The organism is Mesorhizobium sp. ES1-1 (assembly GCF_020164785.1).
Classification (GTDB): domain Bacteria; phylum Pseudomonadota; class Alphaproteobacteria; order Rhizobiales; family Rhizobiaceae; genus Mesorhizobium.
Window position 1 is genome coordinate 12,766 of the sequence record NZ_JAIUGX010000019.1, and the last position, 17,029, is coordinate 29,794.

A 17,029-nucleotide genomic window follows, 5' to 3' on the forward strand; every position below is an offset into this window, starting at 1 on the left:
GCCGGCAGGCAGAACGAAGACGGCTAGGTCAGGCCAGCCAGGGAACGACGAGCAGCTCGGCGGTGCCGGCCCACTTGTTGCTCTCGCCGCCGTTGATCAGCTGCGAGGACAAGATCGCCTTGCCGGCGCCTTCGAGCGAAGGCGGGACGACCAGGAGATCCGGGACCAGGCCGAGCGGGCGGCCGAAATCGCCCTTGAAGCTGGAGATCGCGGTGCGGGCCGTCTCGTAGTGAGCAGCGTCGAGCGTCTGCTTGGAGCCCCAGGCGAATTGCCAGAAACCGTAGCCCACATTGGCGCGCCCATCGACGCCGTATTGGAATTCCTTTCGACGAAAGACGTTCTCGTCTTTGGAATCGTCCATGGCGACGAACTCGAACGGCTTGCGCTCCTGGAAGATGATCGGCTTCAAGGCGCGCTTGGAGCAGATCAGGAACCAGGGCGTACCAGCACCGCCATCGGTGTTGGCGACCGAATTGACGGTCGTGCCGTCAGCGTCGAGTACGGGATGGTCGACGTCGAAGAAGTATTGGCCGTCATAGCAATTGGTCGTGAACCCGGCTTTGAGCAGCGGCCACACCAGCTGCTCGGGGAAAGCGGCGGTGGACATGCCCATTTCCTGGAACAACGGACCGTAGGAGCCGAGCGTATCGTCCTCGATGTCGTCGCGATCGACGCCAATCGTCAACTCAAACGGCTTGTTCTTGATCTCGTAGTCGTACTCGGAAATGTTCTGAACCTGGCGATCGCCGATCCATTCGCGGATGTTCGGCATCTTGCCGAGCCAGCCATATTTTTCCGAGCGCGTGGACGAGGTCACCTTGGTGGCCACGCGGCTGTACATAGGCGCCGCCTGGCCGAGGCCGCCTTGGAAGTTGGTCTTGAAGCCGACGCGGAGCGCATCGAGCGAAGCGGAATTGATCTTCATCAGAGGGTTCCTGTTGGCTGTGTTCGGTGTGCTCGGGCCCTAGCCCGCGCGACTAGGCGGTGAACTTGACCCAGACGCCGAGGGCGTCGACGTCGTAGATCTTGCCGGCCACGGACCGGGTGTTGGTTCCGTTGGTCTTGGCGACGGTCTGGTCGTCGACGCCGTAGCAGTCGGAGCCGATATCGGCTGTGGTGATCAGGTCACCAGCGGCCGAGTTGTTGAAGCGAAAGGTGTCGCTCAACACCTTGGCCCGGATGGCATTGTCAGCGCCGGCCGAGTTATCGGCCGTGAGTTCCGCGCGACCGACCCCTTTCAAAGTCGTGGAGACGGAAAACGGTACGGCGCGGCCGCTGGAATCGAGGGCGACCATCGATCCCTGCCAGATCTTCGTCGCACCCTTCACCCCGAACTCACGGGTTCGGCCGTCCCGCTTGGGCGTATTGCGAGCCTGGGTAAGAGCAGCCATTAGAGGGTCTCCAGTTTGGCCTGCTCAGCGGCAAGCGTTGCGGCGTAAGTCTTGGGATCGACGCCTAGGGCGGCGGCGACCTGGGCTTGCGCCTCGTCAAGGATCGGAGCGTCGCCATCCTTGCGCTTGGTCGCACCCGTTAGCTGCGGCGCGGTCAGAACCGGAGCGCCGGCCGCGAAGGCCTCGAACTTAGCGAGGTCAGTCTTCGCCAGGTCGAGCCCCCATTCTTTCATGCCGGGGGACAGCTGGCCCTTCTTGATCGCGAGCTCGACTGCGGCCTCAGCCTTGTCGGCCGAGAGCGAGTTCTGCAGCACCTTCACGGTGTTCTGCAGTTCCTGGAGTGCCGACAGGGGCACAAACTGCGCAGGATCAGGCTTGGCCTTTTCCTTGAACGCCGCGATGACCTGGTCGGAGGTCGCGGTCTCGGCGACGCCAGCAGCAAGCGCGACAGCCGATGCGCTAGCCTTGAGCGAGGTGATTGCCGAGAGAACGGCGTCCTCGTTGGACCCTGCGGCTAAACCGAGGGCAGAAAGTATCTTGTCCATGGGGTCTCCCTCTGCGGACGTTTCGGAAAAGTTCGCGCTGGCCGCGACCTGGGCGAGGTCGAGGGCCGGTGTGTTGGTCAGTGCGGCCATGCGAATGGCGAGCACCTTGCCGGTGGCCTTGCTCTGCAGCAGGACGGGTGAGAGGTAGCGATACTCGCCGGCCTTGATCGCCTCGGAGGCGGCTGGCGTCCATTCGACCCGGCCCCAGATGCCGTCCGCCCGGACTTCAAGCTCCTTGACCCAGCCTGCCGCTTTCGCGGTGCCGCCGACGCCCTCGATGGCGCCGAAGACCGACTGGTGGTCGTAGTCGATGACCAGCTCGGTTGCGCCGGCAATTTCCTTGGTGCGATCGATGATCGCCTGCAGCGCGGAGCCCGATCCGGCCTCGAAAGGCCCGCGTCCGTCACGTGCCTTGAACGTTCCGGCCGGGCACAATTGTACCCAGTGGCCGGCGCCGGCATCGGCGGGCGTCAACTGGTAGACAGGAGCCGCGAAGGCAGAGAGGATCGGTTTCGACATGACCGGCCCATGTAGGCGCATCGGCCATGCGTCGTCGGCAGGGCGAATTCGCCCTCCCGAAGGGAATTTATGGTGGGAGTTGAAGAGCCATCATGGACGGCTGCTTCGAAGTCGATGCTAGATGGTCAGCCGAAGGCGATCAAGTGCGCCCCTCCATTCGGCTTAGACATAGCCTGAAATCGGTTTTGAACGGGTCTACAGCGCGTTTTGATCGTCCGTCGAACCATCTAGCCGGATTTCAGGTTGAGGCTCTGGCACCGGCCTTTCTTTCAGAACAATACCCGGGCGTTGAATCACGCCATCCTTCTTGCTGAACAGTTCCATCCTGGCAAACTCTTGCCCGAACCGGGCCGCGAAGCTTCTTAAAGTGGCTTCGCCGTCTATCGGCACCAAGCTCGCCATCTGCTTTCCTGACCTCGTGAGAGGGTAACATGGGACTTGGATTGCCGTTTGAGTGGGATTGTTAAACTCGCACTCGATGAGCCAGTCACCACGCTCAAACTCGAACTTTCCAGGCACATCAGAATACGGAGTTTTCCAGATTGACCCGCTTGACCCGCTGACTAACCCTGAAGCCTCAAGTTCGGTCAAGGGTGAGATATCTTCATCATCAGACCCATTCACGGGACCTAGAAACGATTCAAAAATCTCATAACGGGCATGCTCTTGGAACATCCGCGCTGTCTCGGTGTCTAGTTCGGCAGCAATCCGTAGAGTGGTGCGCGAAAAGCTGCCCTCTCTCTGTATTTCGCCGGCCAGAATGCGCCCCCAAAGTCTGCGCATATTTTCAGTTGAAGCTTTTTCGGCGTAGCTGCTCCAGAAATTGAGCCAGTCATCATCGAGCTGGTCCGGAGAGCCTCTGACGTCGAGATCGGTTGGTAAGGGTAAGGCGCGCAGCTGATCAGCTGCGCTGTCTAGCGCTGCATTAACGTTCTCTCGCCTTTGCGCTATTTCAGGAAGATAACGCCGGACAAAATCCTCTAGCTGGGCAGGATCTGATTTCAAGGCCTCGGCCGCAGCGTCGCCAACTGAATCCAGCACCTTGAGCTGTTGGTTCAACTTGGCGCGTTCTACCGAGAGCCCCGCGTCGTGCACAAATTGCTCGCGTTCAAGGTCATTCCGATGTCTCTGAACTAGCAGCGCATCGGCTCTGCCCTTGATTTCGACTTTATAGCCGCGAAACTTGTCAATGGTGGACCACCAACGCGAATTCAGCTTTGCTCTAAAGCTTGACGGGCCAACCTCAACGTCCAGCGCTGCGCCATTTTCTTCGGTCATTTTGCCTCCTCCTGATGGGGACAAATCATGACATGATCGAATGTGCAAGTTGGCGGGTCGTCATTTTACCGTTCGATTGGTTGCGCCATTTTGGCCTTCATCCCATTCTCAATCATCGAAAATCCAGCCTTACCCGGATTGTAGGCCCAGCCGGGATCGATGCCGTCAGGAACCATCGTCACCTCTCCGGTCCGGTTGTTGACATACTTGCGCATGGTCCCGGGCACAGGCTCGAATTTGAGGAGTTCGCCCTCCCGCTGCAGCCGGTCGATATCGCGCTGGGAGAGGCTCTGCAGGGTGCAGTGGCAGTTCCAGCCATTCGGGCAGGCATGCGTGTTCCACCAGGGATGGTCGACCGGCAGCACGGTGTTGTGCCAGAGGTGATGCTGGAGCCGGGGGAACTCCTGACCCTCAAGGTGAACGTAGCGGAGGAACGGCCGCGCCGCCTTGCTCCGCTCGAAACTCGCCCAATGGCCCGCTGCGTAGCTGACCCGCATGTTGACGTCGAACATGATCCCGAGCCGACGCGTGGATCCGAGTTGCGACCAGGTGGTGTCGCCGCTGACCGGATCAAACGCGGGCTGCTTTCCCCACCAGCCTTTGGCCTGAAGAGCCGGCGTCAGCTCGGCCCCGAACTGCCGAAGGGTTGTTCCGTTCGCCAGCGCGTCGACCAGAGCGGCATAGATATCGGAGAGGATGTCGAAGCCGGCTGACTTGGCGACGGTGAACATGGATGCATGCGTGTCCTGCCAGACGTCCTGCCAGGCAAAGCTCGGGTCAAGCCGGCCGCCGCGCTCGAACAGCGCGGCGATCGCCTCACGTGGCGGAACAGGCTTGAGCTCTGCGGCCACCTCAGATCGTCTCGCCCGCTTCGCCGGAGATCCGCGCGGCGAAAGCGGCGCGCGCCAGTTCCTCAGTCAATGCCGAAACGTCTAGTCCCGCAAAGCGGTCAGCGAGCAGCTGCTTGACGTCCTCGATCGAGGCTGCCGCCGCGATCGCATCGCTAAGGCCGGCGACGATCGGTTCGATCAGCGGCCGCCAATCGCGCGCGATCTCCTCGGCCGCCTGGTCGACGGCATCGTCTTTCCTGGCGCCGGTGCTGAAGGGTGCAGCTCTTGCACTCTCCTCGTCATCGTTCTCGTTGCCCGGCGCCTTGTTGCCCTGGGCCGGCCGCGCGGGTGCTGCGAGCAGTTCCTCCTCGGCGCCAGGATCCGGCAGGCCGAGCTTGTCGCGTACGACTGAGGACGCCACTTTGCCGCCGAGCTCGACGAACGTCTTCAAACGCTCCATGAATTTGTCGAGGTCGATCTCTTCGGGCCGACCGATGGTGATCGTCGGATATTTCTTTTGGGGGCCAAAGTTGAGGTCGACGAGCGGCTTGGAGAGGTCGCGGTTGAGCGTGGCGGCGAGCTGGATTGCGTCGGCCTCCTCGATATCGACCCGCACGCGATCATGGGTCTTGCCGACCGCGTGGCCGCCGGCGATCGCATCGGTGGTCGCTGTCTGGCCAAGCACCAGCTTCGAGGTCTGACGGTCGAGCCAGTCGGCCCGCCTTTCATAAAGCTCGTGGTTCCCCGAAATCGTCGCTCCGACGAAATCCACCGTCATCGATGTCGGCACGATCGCCGCATAATCGGTGCCGATGTTGGTCACGGCCTCAAGCAGCACCGCCTTGTCGCGCTCCGTTGCGCCGGCGTCATACTTTCCCAGGCGAAGTGGCTGGCCGTAGGCCTCGCAAAAGATCGCCCAATCCTTCACGGTAAAGGATTTAAACAGGAAGCCCCAGGCCGCGCCCCGCGCGAGGCCGCCCCGGATTGGCAGACCACTCTTGGCTTTAGCGTAGTGAGCGATCCAGCCGAACGGCTTCAGCGGCACGGCGCCACCGGGCTCCCCCAACAGAAGCGTATCGGCGTCGACGGTGTCGAATGTAAACCAGCGCGGATCGCGCCATTTGAGCTGTTTTGGGCGCCATTGGCTTTCCGACGTGTCCCACAGGATCTCGGTCGCGGAGAAACCCTTGCCGATCGCGTCGAGCATGTCGCGCAGCTCGATCTGGAAAGCGTCGCGGGCGGTCACCTCGCGGACCAGGTCGGCGTGCTGAACGGCCGCGGCATCCTCGCCGGCGGCCTCGACCTTGATCTCCAGGCCGGCGACCTGAAGCTTCCTGGTCGCCAACACGCTGGCATAGTGTGGGTCGCGCTCCTCGATGTCCTCGGCAAGCGCGAGATACTGCTCGGGATCGCCATCGATCGAGTCTCTCAAGATGCGGGCCAGCCGTCCAGGCGTCAGTCCGGCGGCCGGATGCATGGCGTCATGCCGCCTTAACGCCTGCCGAGGTCGGCGCGGCCTGTTCAGCGCGCAGCGCGCGCGTATCGATCGGCCGGCCGTATGCATCGAGCAGCGTCACGGCCATTAGAAGATCCTCCGGTCGCGCTTTCGCGAGGAAAGCCTGTCGTCGTCTTCCGCCCGACGCCGAAACACACTCTCGCCGGCTTCGTCGAACCGGTTATGGGGCTTGGGCGCCGGCAGGTAGTCATACTCGTGCCACTGCATGCGGCTGGCGAAATAGGCGAGCACCAGGGCAACCGCGAAGTCACCATGTCGTTTCGCGCCGGCGACGTCGACGCGCTCGGGCGGGATCGAGGGTATGCCGCGAATGATCTTCACCAGGCGAAGATCCACGGCATGTTCGGCATCCCTGGTCAGCGCAATGTTGTCGTCTTCAAACGCGGTTTTAAGGGGCGGGAAATTCTCGTTGTACCATTTCTGGCTGAGCGTGACCGACCACACCAGGCCGCCGGGCGTGTCGTCGGTGCGCAAGCCGAAGATGCGGCCGAGGTCCTCGGCCAGGTTCATGCCGACGCCCGTCGCGTCGATCGCCGCTCCGCACAGGCGGGGCGACTTCTTCAGCATCAGCGTGGCGATCTCCTTCTGCTCCTGGAATGGCACGTTCCGCAGCTCGACCGTCAGCGCCGATCGGCGGCGCAGTACCTTGTCGATCGCGAGCAGCGTCATGACGGCCGGGTCGGCCTTGCGCGCCGGGTCGTAGCCGAACGCGTGCTGGCGGTTTTCGTCGAGCTCGTCGAGCGCGGCCTTGATGGCATCCAGGTGCGGCGCCATGAGGTGCCGGCGCTCCAGATCTGGCCTGTGCAGGAAGTCGAGCGGCAGATCGATGCGGATGACCGGCGCCTCTGCGGGCTCCAGTGTCATGCGCGCTTCGATCAGCGGCGTCGTCAGCCAGGCGCCGGAGCCCATGGACGGGATGCAGAAAAGCTCCTCATCGGCGGCGTCGCCATAAAAGTCGATGATGTCCTGGCGCCACTGTGCCTCGCCCTCGGGCGACCATTCCTGGCCGGTCACAAGGCAGATGCGCTCGTAGAGCCCTTCGAGTAGCGCCTGGTCGAAATCGATCTGCAGATGGCTGTATTTCGACCGGCCACCGAGGATGTCTTGGATCTGGACGTTGAATTCGTTGTCGGCGCCATTGTGCGTCGAGCAGACCACGACCTGGCCGCCCCACATCAGGTTGGCTAGCGCCGCCTTCAGCAGCTCCTTCAGGCTGTCGACGAAAGCCGCCTCGTCGATGATCACCAAGCCCTGTTTGCCGCGCAGGGTGCGCGGTGCCGAGGACAGCGCAAGGATCTCGAAGCCCGAAGCGAACTGGATGCGGAATGCCTTGATCTGCCTGGTCTCTTCCGGGTCCGCCGGGTCGGTGTCTTCGAAGAGGAATTCTTCCTGGGCGATGGCCGCCTGGGCGAAGGCGCGGGCCCACATGGCGCAGGCGTCGATGAACTCGCGCGTCATCTCCTGCGAATAGGAGATGTACATCGCATCCATGCCGCCGGCTTCCTTGGCGCGGCCGGCGCGCAGCACGGCATAGGAGGCAAGCGCCCACGTCTCACCGATGCGCCGGCTCTTCTCGATGAAGAGCACGCGCACCGCTGTGGTTTCGAGCAGAGCGACGGTCCGGCCCTGATAGCCAAGGAGGACATTGGGCAGACCAACGCTATCGATGACATGGTCGAGGTTCGCGCCGCTTTCACGGCGGACCCTTACCCAGTCCTCTTGTGGGATCGGGCCGCTCATTTCACGATGCCCTCACGCCGAGGATCTGAGCCTTGATCGCGTCGGCCGTGTCGGCGGACATGCCCCTGGACTTTGCCACGGTGTCGACCGCCTTTTCGACGTCGATCTTGAACTCCTTGTCGACCTTCTGGCGCCTGGCCATGGATACGCTTTGCGCCTGCATGGCAGCGCGCAGCGCACCGGCCAGATTGAGCGCGCCTTTGGGATCGATGCCGCTCTCGCCGGCGGCGGTCAGCAGTTCGAAGATCAGCGTCTTGATCGCCTCGGCCGCGATCACCGTCAGATCGTCGGATGCCTTGGCGTCGAACTTGTCGGCCAGCACGCTGCTGATCTCGCGCGTCTGGTCGATGCGCCGGGATAGCGTCGCCAGGCGAAGCGAATAGCGGTTGAAGGCCGAGAAGCTGGGGATGGTGAATTCTAGCTCGCCGTGGTGGTCGCGGCGCAGCTGCTCGAGCGCGGCGTAGAACTCCTGGTAGATGTCGAGCTGGGTGCGGTCGCGATCGCGCAGGGCGGCCGCCGCCGTGGCGATGATTTCATCGCATGCGTCCGGCAGTTGCTCGATCCCGCTGAGGCGGCCGCGACCCTGGGCCATGCTCAGCCCTCGCGCGGCCGGCGCGATATGCCGTCGATCGTGGATTTGCGCTCGTAGTGTTCCTCGCCAGCGCGTGTGATCGCCGCGACGAAGGTGTCGCCGATCTCGGTCAACCGAACCGCGCCCAGCTCTTCCATCTTGAGCAGCTGGGTACGAAGCCACTCCCGGCTTTTGGAGTAGCCGTTGGCATCGAGCACGCCCGCTATGATGCGTTCATTGAGGCGACCGTCGGTCTGGCGCGCGAGCTCTCCGAGGATGATGAAACGAGCGCTTTCCTGGAATTCGTTCTGGCTCATGGCTTCCCTTTCAGTTTCGGCCGGCGCCCGGCCTCTTGATGCCCGGCAGCACATGCCGGCGCAGGACATGATCCGCCCCCGCAGTAGTGAGTTCGCAAATGATGCCGACCTTGCCATTGTTGGTGTTCTTCACGGCGCCTGCCGAGTTCTCCAGCCAGGCGAGCTGGGTCCGGACGTAGCCGCGCCCCCGGTTGATCGCCAAGCGGGTCACCAGCAGGTCGTCGATCATCGAATCGGAAAGGCGATAGTCGTTCTGCTCTGCGAGAAAACGAAGGATCGCCAGGCGCGCATTCTGGTCGTAGACGTCGTCGAAACCATCGAACATTGGCTACGCCCCTGACCCTCGGCGCTGAGCGGCCGCTGTATACATGTAATCCTCGATCCTGCCGATCGCGGCGGCCGTGCTCTGGATGGTCATTCCCTGCGAGCGCACTTCGCCCTCCAACCTGGTGAACGACAGTTCAAGCCGGTGCATCTCCTCGCGGGTGGGCCGGTTGGTGATGTCGTTCTCGACGGTGGCCAGGCGCTTCTCGATCGCCGATAGGCTGGCGTTCAGCTTGCCTTCGTTTACCAGCTTCGACTTGTCGGCGATGCCGGTGAAGCCAAAGAGCTTAAGAATGGCGACGATCACCAACAGCGTCAGCGCGACGCCGGCGGCGAGCGCGGGCGAGAAATCGCTGATGAGTTTCACCCAGGTCGGATCCATCTAACGCCTCCTTCCTGCGCCAACGCCGAGGTAGATCGAGGAAACCGCAGCGGCGATCGCCAGCACTGTGTTGGTCCTGGCCGATATCGGGGCGGTGTCCGCCTGCACCCAGAACGATATGGCGATCACCGTCCACATCCCGGCCGCCATGGTCATTGCTCCGAAGCGGATGAAGGACGACTTGGCGGTAGGCCACATGGCCACGAGCTGAGCTGCTACGATTGCGGCGATGACAAGCGCCCAGACTGTCGGCGACAGAGCGGCAAACGCCGGATAGCGTGGCCCGGCGAAGTCAGCCGCCCGAGTGATCAGGAACTGCAGCCAGGCGCTCAGCGTCAGCAGGTTGATCCATTCCACCGGGCGCGCGTGATCGCGGAAGAAGAGCTCCGAAATGACCGACTGCAGGGTTGAGCGAAATTCGGTCATGAGGCTCTCCGGCTCTGCCGTTCAATGAAGGTTTCGCAGTCGATGCACCTTTTGCAGTTCGGCATAGCCTTGCGTCTCTCGTCGGGGATAAGCTCGCCGCAGTCGCAGAACGGCGACAGGGTCAGTCGCTTGACACGGAGGGCCTGCTGGACGCGGCGGATTCCCTCCGCACGCTCTTCCTCGGCACGGCGATCGGCGAGCTCGAATGCGAGGTTCGAAACGCTCATTTCGGTTCCCTCGCAGCCTTCGTTACGTCGTACCAAGCAGCACAGGCGTCGGTCTGCTTGTTGGCGGCGCCCAGGGCGATATCGGCTTTCTTGTTCGCCACGCCGAGCTTGTCGCCGAACTTGATGCCGCTGAAATGGTGGCGCCGGCAGTCGCCGGGATAATCTGGCATGCGGCGCGCGTCAGACACGGCGCGGTCGGCCTCGGTCAAGGCTTCGCCCACGACGCCAGCCCTGGCCTTATCGGCATAGGCTTTATTGAGCGCGGCCTTATCGGTTGTGCAGGCTGTCAAGCAGCTGCTGATCAACCAGACCGTCATCGCGAGCTTGCAGCGCTGCGAGATCATCCTCGGCTTCCTTTTTTTCGGCTTCAGTCTGCGTGAGTGCGGTTTCCAGCGTGACCCGCGCTGCGCGTTCGTCGGCCGCGATCTTGCTGGCCTCTTCGGCCTTTCCGTCGCTCCAGGCGCGCAGCCGGCGCTGCTCGGTCAGCTCCGCCTGCAGAGCTTCCATTTGGGCGCCGGCCACCAGCTGGGTCACCGCCTTGTCGACGGCCAGGCGCACCGCCGATCCCTTGTCGACCCAGAGCCAAATGCCGGCGGCAATGAAGACCCACACAGGCAATGTGATGCCGAACACCAGGATGGGCAGCACCCACTTGCGGAACAGCGCAGCGACGACGGTAAAGGCGGCACTCATCAACCGAGCCACCAGAAGGCGATGACGGCTTCGATCGCAGCGAGCCCGATCGCGCCGGCAGCGGAGCCAAGCAGAAAGGCCAGGAGGGGTTTCATCGGCGCCTTCATCAAAGGGCGCCCAGCATGCAAAGGGCCTTCTCGCGCTTGCGCCGCTCGAACAGGCCGCGCAGCACACGGTTCCCAGCTTTGTCGAACCAGGTCAGCGCCTGGCACCCGCCGGCGACGTCGCCTGCGTTAAGGCGGCGCGTTGCCGTGCTCTTGCCGATAGCCGAGACGCCGCAATTGAAGGCCGTCGACGTGTAGGCAGCGTCACGCGCCGCCGGGAGGCGAGCCGCCAAAGTGATTGGCGTGAAGTAGCGATGAAGGCCAGTGCGATGCTCGGCGACTTCAAGCTTCAGCAGATCAAGACATTGCTGGTCGCTCAGCACCATGCCCAGGCGAACGCCGCGCGTTGAACCGAAACAGATCGTCGGAATGCCGACAGCGTCGAGATAGGCGACGTTCCGCTTTCCCTCTTCCCTGGCGATGAAGGGCAAAGCGATCTGCAGCGTCTCGGCCTCGGTCGCCTGGCCAGCATGTGACGGTGTTGCGAGCATGATCGCCAGGGCGATCGCGATCACCGCTATGGCGATAATGCGCAGCCATTCCTTCCAGGGCGACAGGCCTTGCTGCCAGACGCGGCCGCCGATTCCGGCGAGCAAGAGCAGCACGCCCAGCCACCACGCGACATAGGGGTCGTAGTCGTGGCCGGTCCAGCGATAGTAGAGCTCTGGCAGCACGAGGACGGCAAGACCGGCGACCTGCATCCAGAAGCTGATGGACAGCAGCACCACCCGGCGCCAGTTGTCGACGAGTTGCATGATAGAGAGACCTTCCGCCCTGTGAAAAGCGGCCGGAGCAAATCTCCGGCCGTCTACAGTGCGAAACTACAATCCGGCCACAGCTTGCTTAACCGGGTTGGATAACTCCCCGCCTTGTCGTCAAAACAAGGATCCTTGATCATCGTCGTCCCGGCGCATGCGCCTGCGATGGACTAGGACGGTGGAACGGGAGACGCCGAGAGCGCGCGTTATCTTGTTGATGGAATAGCCCTTGTCGGTCATTTGGGCAATCGCCGCCCGGCGCTTGCGCTGTTGCCCGCTAAGGGCGGGCGGAATTTCCATCTTGGTCGGTCCGAACTCACCGGCCAAGGCGGACGCAGCATCGTGGCCTATCAGTCTGCTGAGCCAATGCGTCGGTCCGACATGACGCGGGATATAGATCGTTTCGCAAGCCTTCTCGCGCCCAAGGATGAGCGCGGCCCGATCGCCGGCGACCTCTGCTATTTTGTTCAGCAGAGGCGAGAACCAGGCGCGATCGGGATCTTGGTCGCTCACGCCACCTCCATCCTAAGGTTGCGCATGGTTGACGTCAGGGTCTCGCGATTGGGGCCGTGCCAAATCAGGCACAGCGTGAAAAGCCCGTTGCGGCACCGATAGAGCGCGGAGTGTTTGGTCAATTTCCACTCGCAGCCCATCGCTGCGGCCAGCGCGTCGGTGGCCAGTTCCGACGCCGCAAAGGCCTCGATTTTGGCAAAGTCGATCTTGACCCGGCCGGTATTACGACGACGCGGGCTCATGCCTTCGCCTTCCTGATCATCTCACCAAGCGCGTTCATGACCGCCGGCCAGTCGCGATCGGCCATCTGGTCGACGAGCTTTGCTTTTTCCCGAACGAACTCGCGAAACCCTCTCGGATCGACGGCCTTGTGAACCGAGAGAACCTGCCATTGCGCGAGTGCAATTTTTGCACCCGATTGGCGCAGCCAGCCGGCCGTGCTGACCGAGAGGCTCCAGTCGACGCCGGCCTCTCGCGTCATCCACGCCTTGAGGGCGTCGATGGCCTTGGCGGAGTCCTCGGCATCGAGCAGGAACCGTGTGTGGTCGATGCCGGTCTGGCGCTTGACGAAGGACAGCATCGCGGCATCGGTCCGGTCGCGGACGATGCCGAGGTTCCAAGCGGCGATCCACAGCGCCTGGAGCTTCTTTGCGAACGGCCCTTGAAGCCCCTTTTCAGCGGGCTTGAAACCCTGCTGGCGATGCTCCGTGATGATCAGCCGCAGTTCGCGGTCGTTCATCTCACGGAGGCTGCGCTTGCCGGTGACCCGCTGGTAGAGATCGCGGGCGGTGTCTTCGTCCAGGCCGAGTTGCTTGTTGGCGACGTGTATCGCCGCGAGCGGGTTCATGCTCTGACACCCGAAAGTCCGAGCACTCCAGGTGGTACGCGTGTATTCATAGCCGTAAAGGAGAGGCGGTGATGAAGTTCGATGACTTTCTTTTTGTGGCTGCGATCATTGTCTCCATCGGCGTTGGCCTCTGCATAGGGCTGGGGATCAACGACGCGCCCGGTGCGTATGAAGTCGCCAAAGATTGGCAAACGCTTTTTGCGGGCATCTTGGCCGTCGCAGCTGCAATGTTCACCGTCGGCCAGATGCAACGTTCGGACGCTCTCCAAGAGAGGCGCCACAGCCATCTGGTCCGCATCACTTTGCGTGCAGATTATCTTCAGGCTCGCAGAGCAGCTTCCCTCGTCGATGTGATGGAAATGATATGGGATGATCTGCCGCAGGTACTGCCTCCGATTAACTCGGATATTGACGTGGTTCGCAAAGCGAACGCAGAGCTTGAATCGCATGTGCGAGACTGGGTTGAGTGGCTTAGGGAAGAAGCTGTCGGCCACCGCTTCGTCGAGGATTGCGAACCGCTTTTTGATCCGGATACGGCGATAATCTACGATGCCGTCAAAGACAATTTGGAGGACCTTGATGCGATCGAGGCGGAACTTCGAACTACGTCTTTGCTTGGACCAGTCGACGCTGCTTTGGCCGCTAGAACCCGAGCCGAAGCGGTTCTTGGGGAAGTGTCGGAAACCCTTGGTAATTTCATTGAATGTCTTCGGGTGCTTCCCGACGAATTCCGATAAGCAAGCTGATTGAATGGTCATGGCGTCACGCCTTCGCCAGGTCGATCGTGACAGCCCGCCACTCGGCGTTCTGGCTGTCGCGCTCGTAGCAGCGGACATAGGTCTTGGAGCCGATGACGCGCATGGCCGCTCGAATCGCATCCATGGCCCGCTGCCAGCGCTCGTCATCGATGTCGAGCCGCAAAAGCAGGAAGATATCGGTGCGGTTGATCTGGCCTTGCTTTTCGACGTTGAAGGCCCGGGAGATGATCGACCGGATTTCCGTGCGGCTCTCGGCCGACCATTCGGTCAGGCACTCGTCGATCAGGCTCTTGGCGATCTGGAGCTGCGAGCCGAAGTCGATCAGGTCGGCGACCTGGACCGTCACCTTCTTCAGCCCATCGAACGTCATGAACGTCTTGTTACCCTTCGCCCCGCCTTTTGTGGCGCCGTACTCCTGGGCGAGCAGCGCCTCGAAGGCCGAGAGATCGTCGAAGGTGTGTTCCTTGAACCGGCCGATCTGCGCTGAGAGCTCGGTGGCGTAGCCCATGATCTTGCGGACGGTTTCATCCTCAAGCTTGTCGGCAGCCTTTATCGCCTCGACCGGTACAAGATTGCCCTTGGCATCGGGCATGTAGGTTTTGCCGCCGACGATGACGGCGCCGGTAGTTTCAATTGCTGTTTGCATCGGGGATCTCCTTGCGGGTCGGGATTGGGCTGAGTGGGTTGAGCTGCTCGCGCAGTGCGTTGGACAGCAGAACCACCTCGTGGTGGTTCCCGGTGCCGAGCGCGCTGATCAGCAGCTTGGCATCGAGCGCGATCGCCCAAAGCCCTTCCGTGGCTCGGGCGAGCGCGTAGATTTCGGCGACGGTCGCCTTCGGCGCGTTCCGCTCGGGATTGGTGACGATGCGGCTGCAGAGTTCGATCATGTCGATCTGGCTAACCGCGGCTCGGATCGCTTCACTTGCGGGCATGCTTGGCCTCCCGGTTTCGAAGCTGGGTATGCAGGCTGCGGCAGGCCCGCTCCACGGCCTTGCGGGCGGCGACCTCGCGACCACCGGCGAATTTGGCCTGGTCGTATGCGGCCATGGCATTGGCGACCGCCCAGGCGGCTTCCAGCGTGGCCTTGTCGACCCGCGTCATGACCTTGCGGTCCACGACGCGGACGACGGGCGGCGCGGCGAGCATCTCGGCTTCAACTACCGAGGCCACGGTCCTCGCCAGGCGCGCGGCGCTGGCGCGATGTTCATCTATGTCGAAGCTCATGCCGCGCCTCCCGGCCGACCATCCGAAAACGGGCGCGGTATCACCGGGAAGAGGCGCACGTTCGAACCGGGCTGGCATGCCGCCTCGGCGATGCGTTCGGCGTCGGCATCGCGTTCGGCGCGCGCGGCGCCGTTCCAAAGATCACGGCTGAGCCGGTTTTCCAGATCGCGCGCCTTGCTGCGCAACTCCCTGATGCATTCGCCCAGGATGCGAGCGTCCTGGGGGTCGAGGATGCGGGGTTCGTGCTTGTAATCGGCAAGCAGACCGTCGAGCTCGGTGAGGCCGTCAGACAGTGCGAGAGACATTCTTTCGCCCATGGCTATTTTCTCCTTTGGGGGCAGGTTTTGCAGGCGTGGAAGAGCTGGGCGCGATGCCGCGACGTGGCGCGGAACGGCTCCTTTTGTTCGGTCAGGCATTGGTCGCGGCCGATATCGCCCAGGATCGGGCACTCAACGGTGAGGGCCATCAGCGCGCCGCGCACCATCTGCTCGACCCTGGCGAGGTCGCCCAGATACTTGCCACTGATGACGGTAGACACGGCCGACCTGGAGTAGCCGATGCGCTCGCCGGCGACGCCGAGGTCGCTGGCATCGGCGAAGCGAGCCAGCTCGTCGAGCCAGTCCGGTAGCGGTGTGCCGTGGGCTTCGATCGCCTTGTCGACGAAGGTCTTGCCATCCGGCCGGCTATGTTTGACGGGGACTCGGATCATGGCTTCGCCTCCGTCGTGACGGACGGACCGATGACCGACTTGCTGTTAGGGTCGAAGACCACTTTCGTGTGGAGGATCTTCGGCGCCTGGTTGCCGAGATTAAGCGCGAGCCGGTAGCGCGACGGCGTGCCGACCACGACGCCGGCAGCGGCGAGCTGTGACAGATAGCGCTTGGCAGTTCCCCGGCGGATGTCGGGGCAGTGGTAGGCCATGTCAGCGAGGCTGAACACCTTTGCCATCTTCATGGCGCGCCAGAGCTGATCCAAAGCGCTCTCCGGCTTCACCTGGCCGTCCAGCGTGAGCCGGGGTGCGATCAGCGGGCGCTTCGTCAGCCGGTACACCAACGCGCCCGGGAGATTGTCGCCGCAGGCCTTTTTCGTCTCGACGATTTGAGCAATGCCGGCCAGCCGAAGCTGCCGAACATATCTGCCAACCGCCGGCGTCTTGACGTTCGTGCGGGCGCAGATCTGGCGCACTGTCCAGGGGCCAGTCCGGTCTAGATCGCGAATGATCGACCAATAGCCGGCGTCACCGCGCGGGACGGCGATACTGATCTGCACCATGTCGAGCAACGGCCGCCCGGTCATCCGAATTTCCTCGGCGTGAACTTGGGCTCGCTGGAGATCGTCCCGACCGCCTTGGCGAACCCGGCGAGGTCGACCTGCTTGGTGCCGAGGATCTGGCTCGCTTCGATCACTTTTGTGAGGTTGACGACGATCCGGCGGGTGTTGCCCTTGGTCTTTTCCAGAATGGCTGCAGCCAGGTCGCGGGTGATCTCGATGCCGGGGCAACGGGCGACCGCGAGGAAGCCGAAGTCCTCGGCATCGCAGGGCACCGCCTGGAGCCATTCCAGCACTCGGTTGTGCACGCGCTCGAATGCTTCGAGGTGCGCTGGCAGCATTTCCTCGCCGATCATGACGACGGGCGCGCCAGACTTGTCGGAAAGCTCCCGCAACAGGTCGACGAACCGCTTCTTGGCGATGAAATGCGCCTCGTCGATTATGAGCGGCCGGCGCGGGTCCGCCGCCATGAGCATGATGGCGCTGGTTTTCAGATCCTCGATCGCACCGCGCGGGCGGCTATCGCCCAGCTCGATCAGGATCTGCACCAGGAGAGAGCGTGCAGTCGTGAACAGGCCGCATTCGACGTAGGCGGCCTTGTAGCGATTGGCGCCGTAGATGCCCGACTTGGTCTTGCCCCAGCCGGACGGGCCGGAGAAGACGGCAAGCCCCGGCAGCTCCGGGTCACGGTCGACCATCTTCGCCAGCAGGGTCGAAAAGGCCACGACGTTCTTCAACGGCGCCGGCCGATTGACTTTCAGTGGTTCTGTCATCATTTTCCTCGTTGTGCTGTGCCG

The 17,029-nt window shown here is 62.7% G+C and carries 27 protein-coding genes; 1 reads left to right on the forward strand and 26 read right to left on the reverse strand.

Annotated features, from left to right (window positions below; genetic code table 11):
• Positions 1-28: 28 nt before the first annotated feature.
• From LB513_RS24425 to LB513_RS24515, 19 genes are all read right to left on the reverse strand, one after another.
• Entirely contained in the window at positions 29-925 is an 897-nt protein-coding gene (locus LB513_RS24425) for a Mu-like prophage major head subunit gpT family protein (RefSeq protein WP_224666052.1), read from the reverse strand.
• 52 nt (positions 926-977) lie between these two features.
• Complete coding sequence (locus LB513_RS24430; protein WP_224666053.1) at positions 978-1,391, reverse strand: hypothetical protein; 414 nt, start codon at positions 1,389-1,391, stop codon at positions 978-980.
• A complete protein-coding gene (locus LB513_RS24435; RefSeq protein ID WP_224666054.1) occupies positions 1,391-2,455 on the reverse strand; it encodes a phage protease in 1,065 nt (354 codons plus the stop codon). Before LB513_RS24435 ends, LB513_RS24430 begins: the two co-directional genes overlap by 1 nt.
• Positions 2,456-2,650: 195 nt before the next feature.
• Positions 2,651-3,733 carry a DUF2806 domain-containing protein gene (locus LB513_RS24440; protein ID WP_224666055.1) on the reverse strand — a complete coding sequence of 361 codons (1,083 nt, stop codon included), beginning with the start codon at positions 3,731-3,733 and terminating at the stop codon, positions 2,651-2,653.
• Positions 3,734-3,798: 65 nt separating this feature from the next.
• Entirely contained in the window at positions 3,799-4,584 is a 786-nt protein-coding gene (locus LB513_RS24445; RefSeq protein ID WP_224666056.1) for a phage minor head protein, read from the reverse strand.
• A gap of 1 nt (position 4,585) precedes the next feature.
• Positions 4,586-6,040 (reverse strand): DUF935 domain-containing protein, encoded by a 1,455-nt coding sequence (locus LB513_RS24450; protein ID WP_263482256.1) that lies wholly within the window; start codon positions 6,038-6,040, stop codon positions 4,586-4,588.
• A 105-nt stretch (positions 6,041-6,145) separates the two neighbouring features.
• Positions 6,146-7,819, reverse strand: coding sequence for a terminase large subunit domain-containing protein (locus LB513_RS24455; RefSeq protein ID WP_224666057.1), 1,674 nt, complete (start codon positions 7,817-7,819; stop codon positions 6,146-6,148).
• A 1-nt stretch (position 7,820) separates the two neighbouring features.
• Positions 7,821-8,411 (reverse strand): DUF3486 family protein, encoded by a 591-nt coding sequence (locus LB513_RS24460; protein ID WP_224666058.1) that lies wholly within the window; start codon positions 8,409-8,411, stop codon positions 7,821-7,823.
• Positions 8,412-8,413: 2 nt separating this feature from the next.
• The gene (locus tag LB513_RS24465) at positions 8,414-8,707 is read right to left on the reverse strand and encodes a hypothetical protein (RefSeq protein ID WP_224666059.1); all 294 of its coding nucleotides are present in this window, start codon (positions 8,705-8,707) and stop codon (positions 8,414-8,416) included.
• Between the two features lie 10 nt (positions 8,708-8,717).
• Positions 8,718-9,032, reverse strand: a complete 315-nt coding sequence (locus LB513_RS24470) for a hypothetical protein (protein WP_224666060.1) — start codon at positions 9,030-9,032, stop codon at positions 8,718-8,720.
• Between the two features lie 3 nt (positions 9,033-9,035).
• Positions 9,036-9,413, reverse strand: coding sequence for a DUF2730 family protein (locus LB513_RS24475; RefSeq protein ID WP_224666061.1), 378 nt, complete (start codon positions 9,411-9,413; stop codon positions 9,036-9,038).
• Positions 9,414-9,839, reverse strand: coding sequence for a hypothetical protein (locus tag LB513_RS24480; RefSeq protein WP_224666062.1), 426 nt, complete (start codon positions 9,837-9,839; stop codon positions 9,414-9,416). It lies immediately after the preceding gene.
• Positions 9,836-10,066, reverse strand: coding sequence for a TraR/DksA C4-type zinc finger protein (locus tag LB513_RS24485; RefSeq protein ID WP_224666063.1), 231 nt, complete (start codon positions 10,064-10,066; stop codon positions 9,836-9,838). The genes LB513_RS24480 and LB513_RS24485 overlap by 4 nt, the downstream gene beginning before the upstream one ends.
• Positions 10,063-10,356, reverse strand: a complete 294-nt coding sequence (locus LB513_RS24490) for a hypothetical protein (protein ID WP_224666064.1) — start codon at positions 10,354-10,356, stop codon at positions 10,063-10,065. Before LB513_RS24490 ends, LB513_RS24485 begins: the two co-directional genes overlap by 4 nt.
• Entirely contained in the window at positions 10,334-10,762 is a 429-nt protein-coding gene (locus LB513_RS24495; protein ID WP_224666065.1) for a hypothetical protein, read from the reverse strand. The genes LB513_RS24490 and LB513_RS24495 overlap by 23 nt, the downstream gene beginning before the upstream one ends.
• Positions 10,763-10,865: 103 nt before the next feature.
• Positions 10,866-11,618 (reverse strand): lysozyme, encoded by a 753-nt coding sequence (locus LB513_RS24500; protein ID WP_224666066.1) that lies wholly within the window; start codon positions 11,616-11,618, stop codon positions 10,866-10,868.
• A gap of 120 nt (positions 11,619-11,738) precedes the next feature.
• Positions 11,739-12,134, reverse strand: coding sequence for a helix-turn-helix domain-containing protein (locus tag LB513_RS25275; protein WP_224666067.1), 396 nt, complete (start codon positions 12,132-12,134; stop codon positions 11,739-11,741).
• Positions 12,131-12,376 (reverse strand): hypothetical protein, encoded by a 246-nt coding sequence (locus LB513_RS24510; protein ID WP_224666068.1) that lies wholly within the window; start codon positions 12,374-12,376, stop codon positions 12,131-12,133. Before LB513_RS24510 ends, LB513_RS25275 begins: the two co-directional genes overlap by 4 nt.
• A complete protein-coding gene (locus tag LB513_RS24515) occupies positions 12,373-12,981 on the reverse strand; it encodes a regulatory protein GemA (protein ID WP_224666069.1) in 609 nt (202 codons plus the stop codon). Before LB513_RS24515 ends, LB513_RS24510 begins: the two co-directional genes overlap by 4 nt.
• Before the next feature lie 71 nt (positions 12,982-13,052).
• Between LB513_RS24515 and LB513_RS24520 the strand changes: the two genes are divergently transcribed.
• A complete protein-coding gene (locus LB513_RS24520; protein WP_224666070.1) occupies positions 13,053-13,718 on the forward strand; it encodes a hypothetical protein in 666 nt (221 codons plus the stop codon).
• A 25-nt stretch (positions 13,719-13,743) separates the two neighbouring features.
• On the opposite strand, the gene LB513_RS24525 is transcribed toward LB513_RS24520, so the two are convergent.
• From LB513_RS24525 to LB513_RS24555, 7 genes are read right to left on the reverse strand one after another with little or no spacing between them, the layout of a single operon-like run.
• On the reverse strand, positions 13,744-14,385 hold the full coding sequence (locus LB513_RS24525) for a DUF3164 family protein (RefSeq protein ID WP_224666071.1): 642 nt from the start codon (positions 14,383-14,385) through the stop codon (positions 13,744-13,746).
• Entirely contained in the window at positions 14,369-14,671 is a 303-nt protein-coding gene (locus tag LB513_RS24530) for a hypothetical protein (RefSeq protein WP_224666072.1), read from the reverse strand. Before LB513_RS24530 ends, LB513_RS24525 begins: the two co-directional genes overlap by 17 nt.
• A complete protein-coding gene (locus tag LB513_RS24535) occupies positions 14,658-14,963 on the reverse strand; it encodes a hypothetical protein (protein ID WP_224666073.1) in 306 nt (101 codons plus the stop codon). Before LB513_RS24535 ends, LB513_RS24530 begins: the two co-directional genes overlap by 14 nt.
• Positions 14,960-15,280, reverse strand: a complete 321-nt coding sequence (locus tag LB513_RS24540; protein WP_224666074.1) for a hypothetical protein — start codon at positions 15,278-15,280, stop codon at positions 14,960-14,962. The genes LB513_RS24535 and LB513_RS24540 overlap by 4 nt, the downstream gene beginning before the upstream one ends.
• A gap of 2 nt (positions 15,281-15,282) precedes the next feature.
• The gene (locus LB513_RS24545; RefSeq protein WP_224666075.1) at positions 15,283-15,672 is read right to left on the reverse strand and encodes a transcriptional regulator; all 390 of its coding nucleotides are present in this window, start codon (positions 15,670-15,672) and stop codon (positions 15,283-15,285) included.
• Complete coding sequence (locus tag LB513_RS24550) at positions 15,669-16,259, reverse strand: hypothetical protein (protein WP_224666076.1); 591 nt, start codon at positions 16,257-16,259, stop codon at positions 15,669-15,671. The genes LB513_RS24545 and LB513_RS24550 overlap by 4 nt, the downstream gene beginning before the upstream one ends.
• On the reverse strand, positions 16,256-17,008 hold the full coding sequence (locus tag LB513_RS24555) for an AAA family ATPase (RefSeq protein WP_224666077.1): 753 nt from the start codon (positions 17,006-17,008) through the stop codon (positions 16,256-16,258). The genes LB513_RS24550 and LB513_RS24555 overlap by 4 nt, the downstream gene beginning before the upstream one ends.
• Positions 17,009-17,029: the final 21 nt, after the last annotated feature.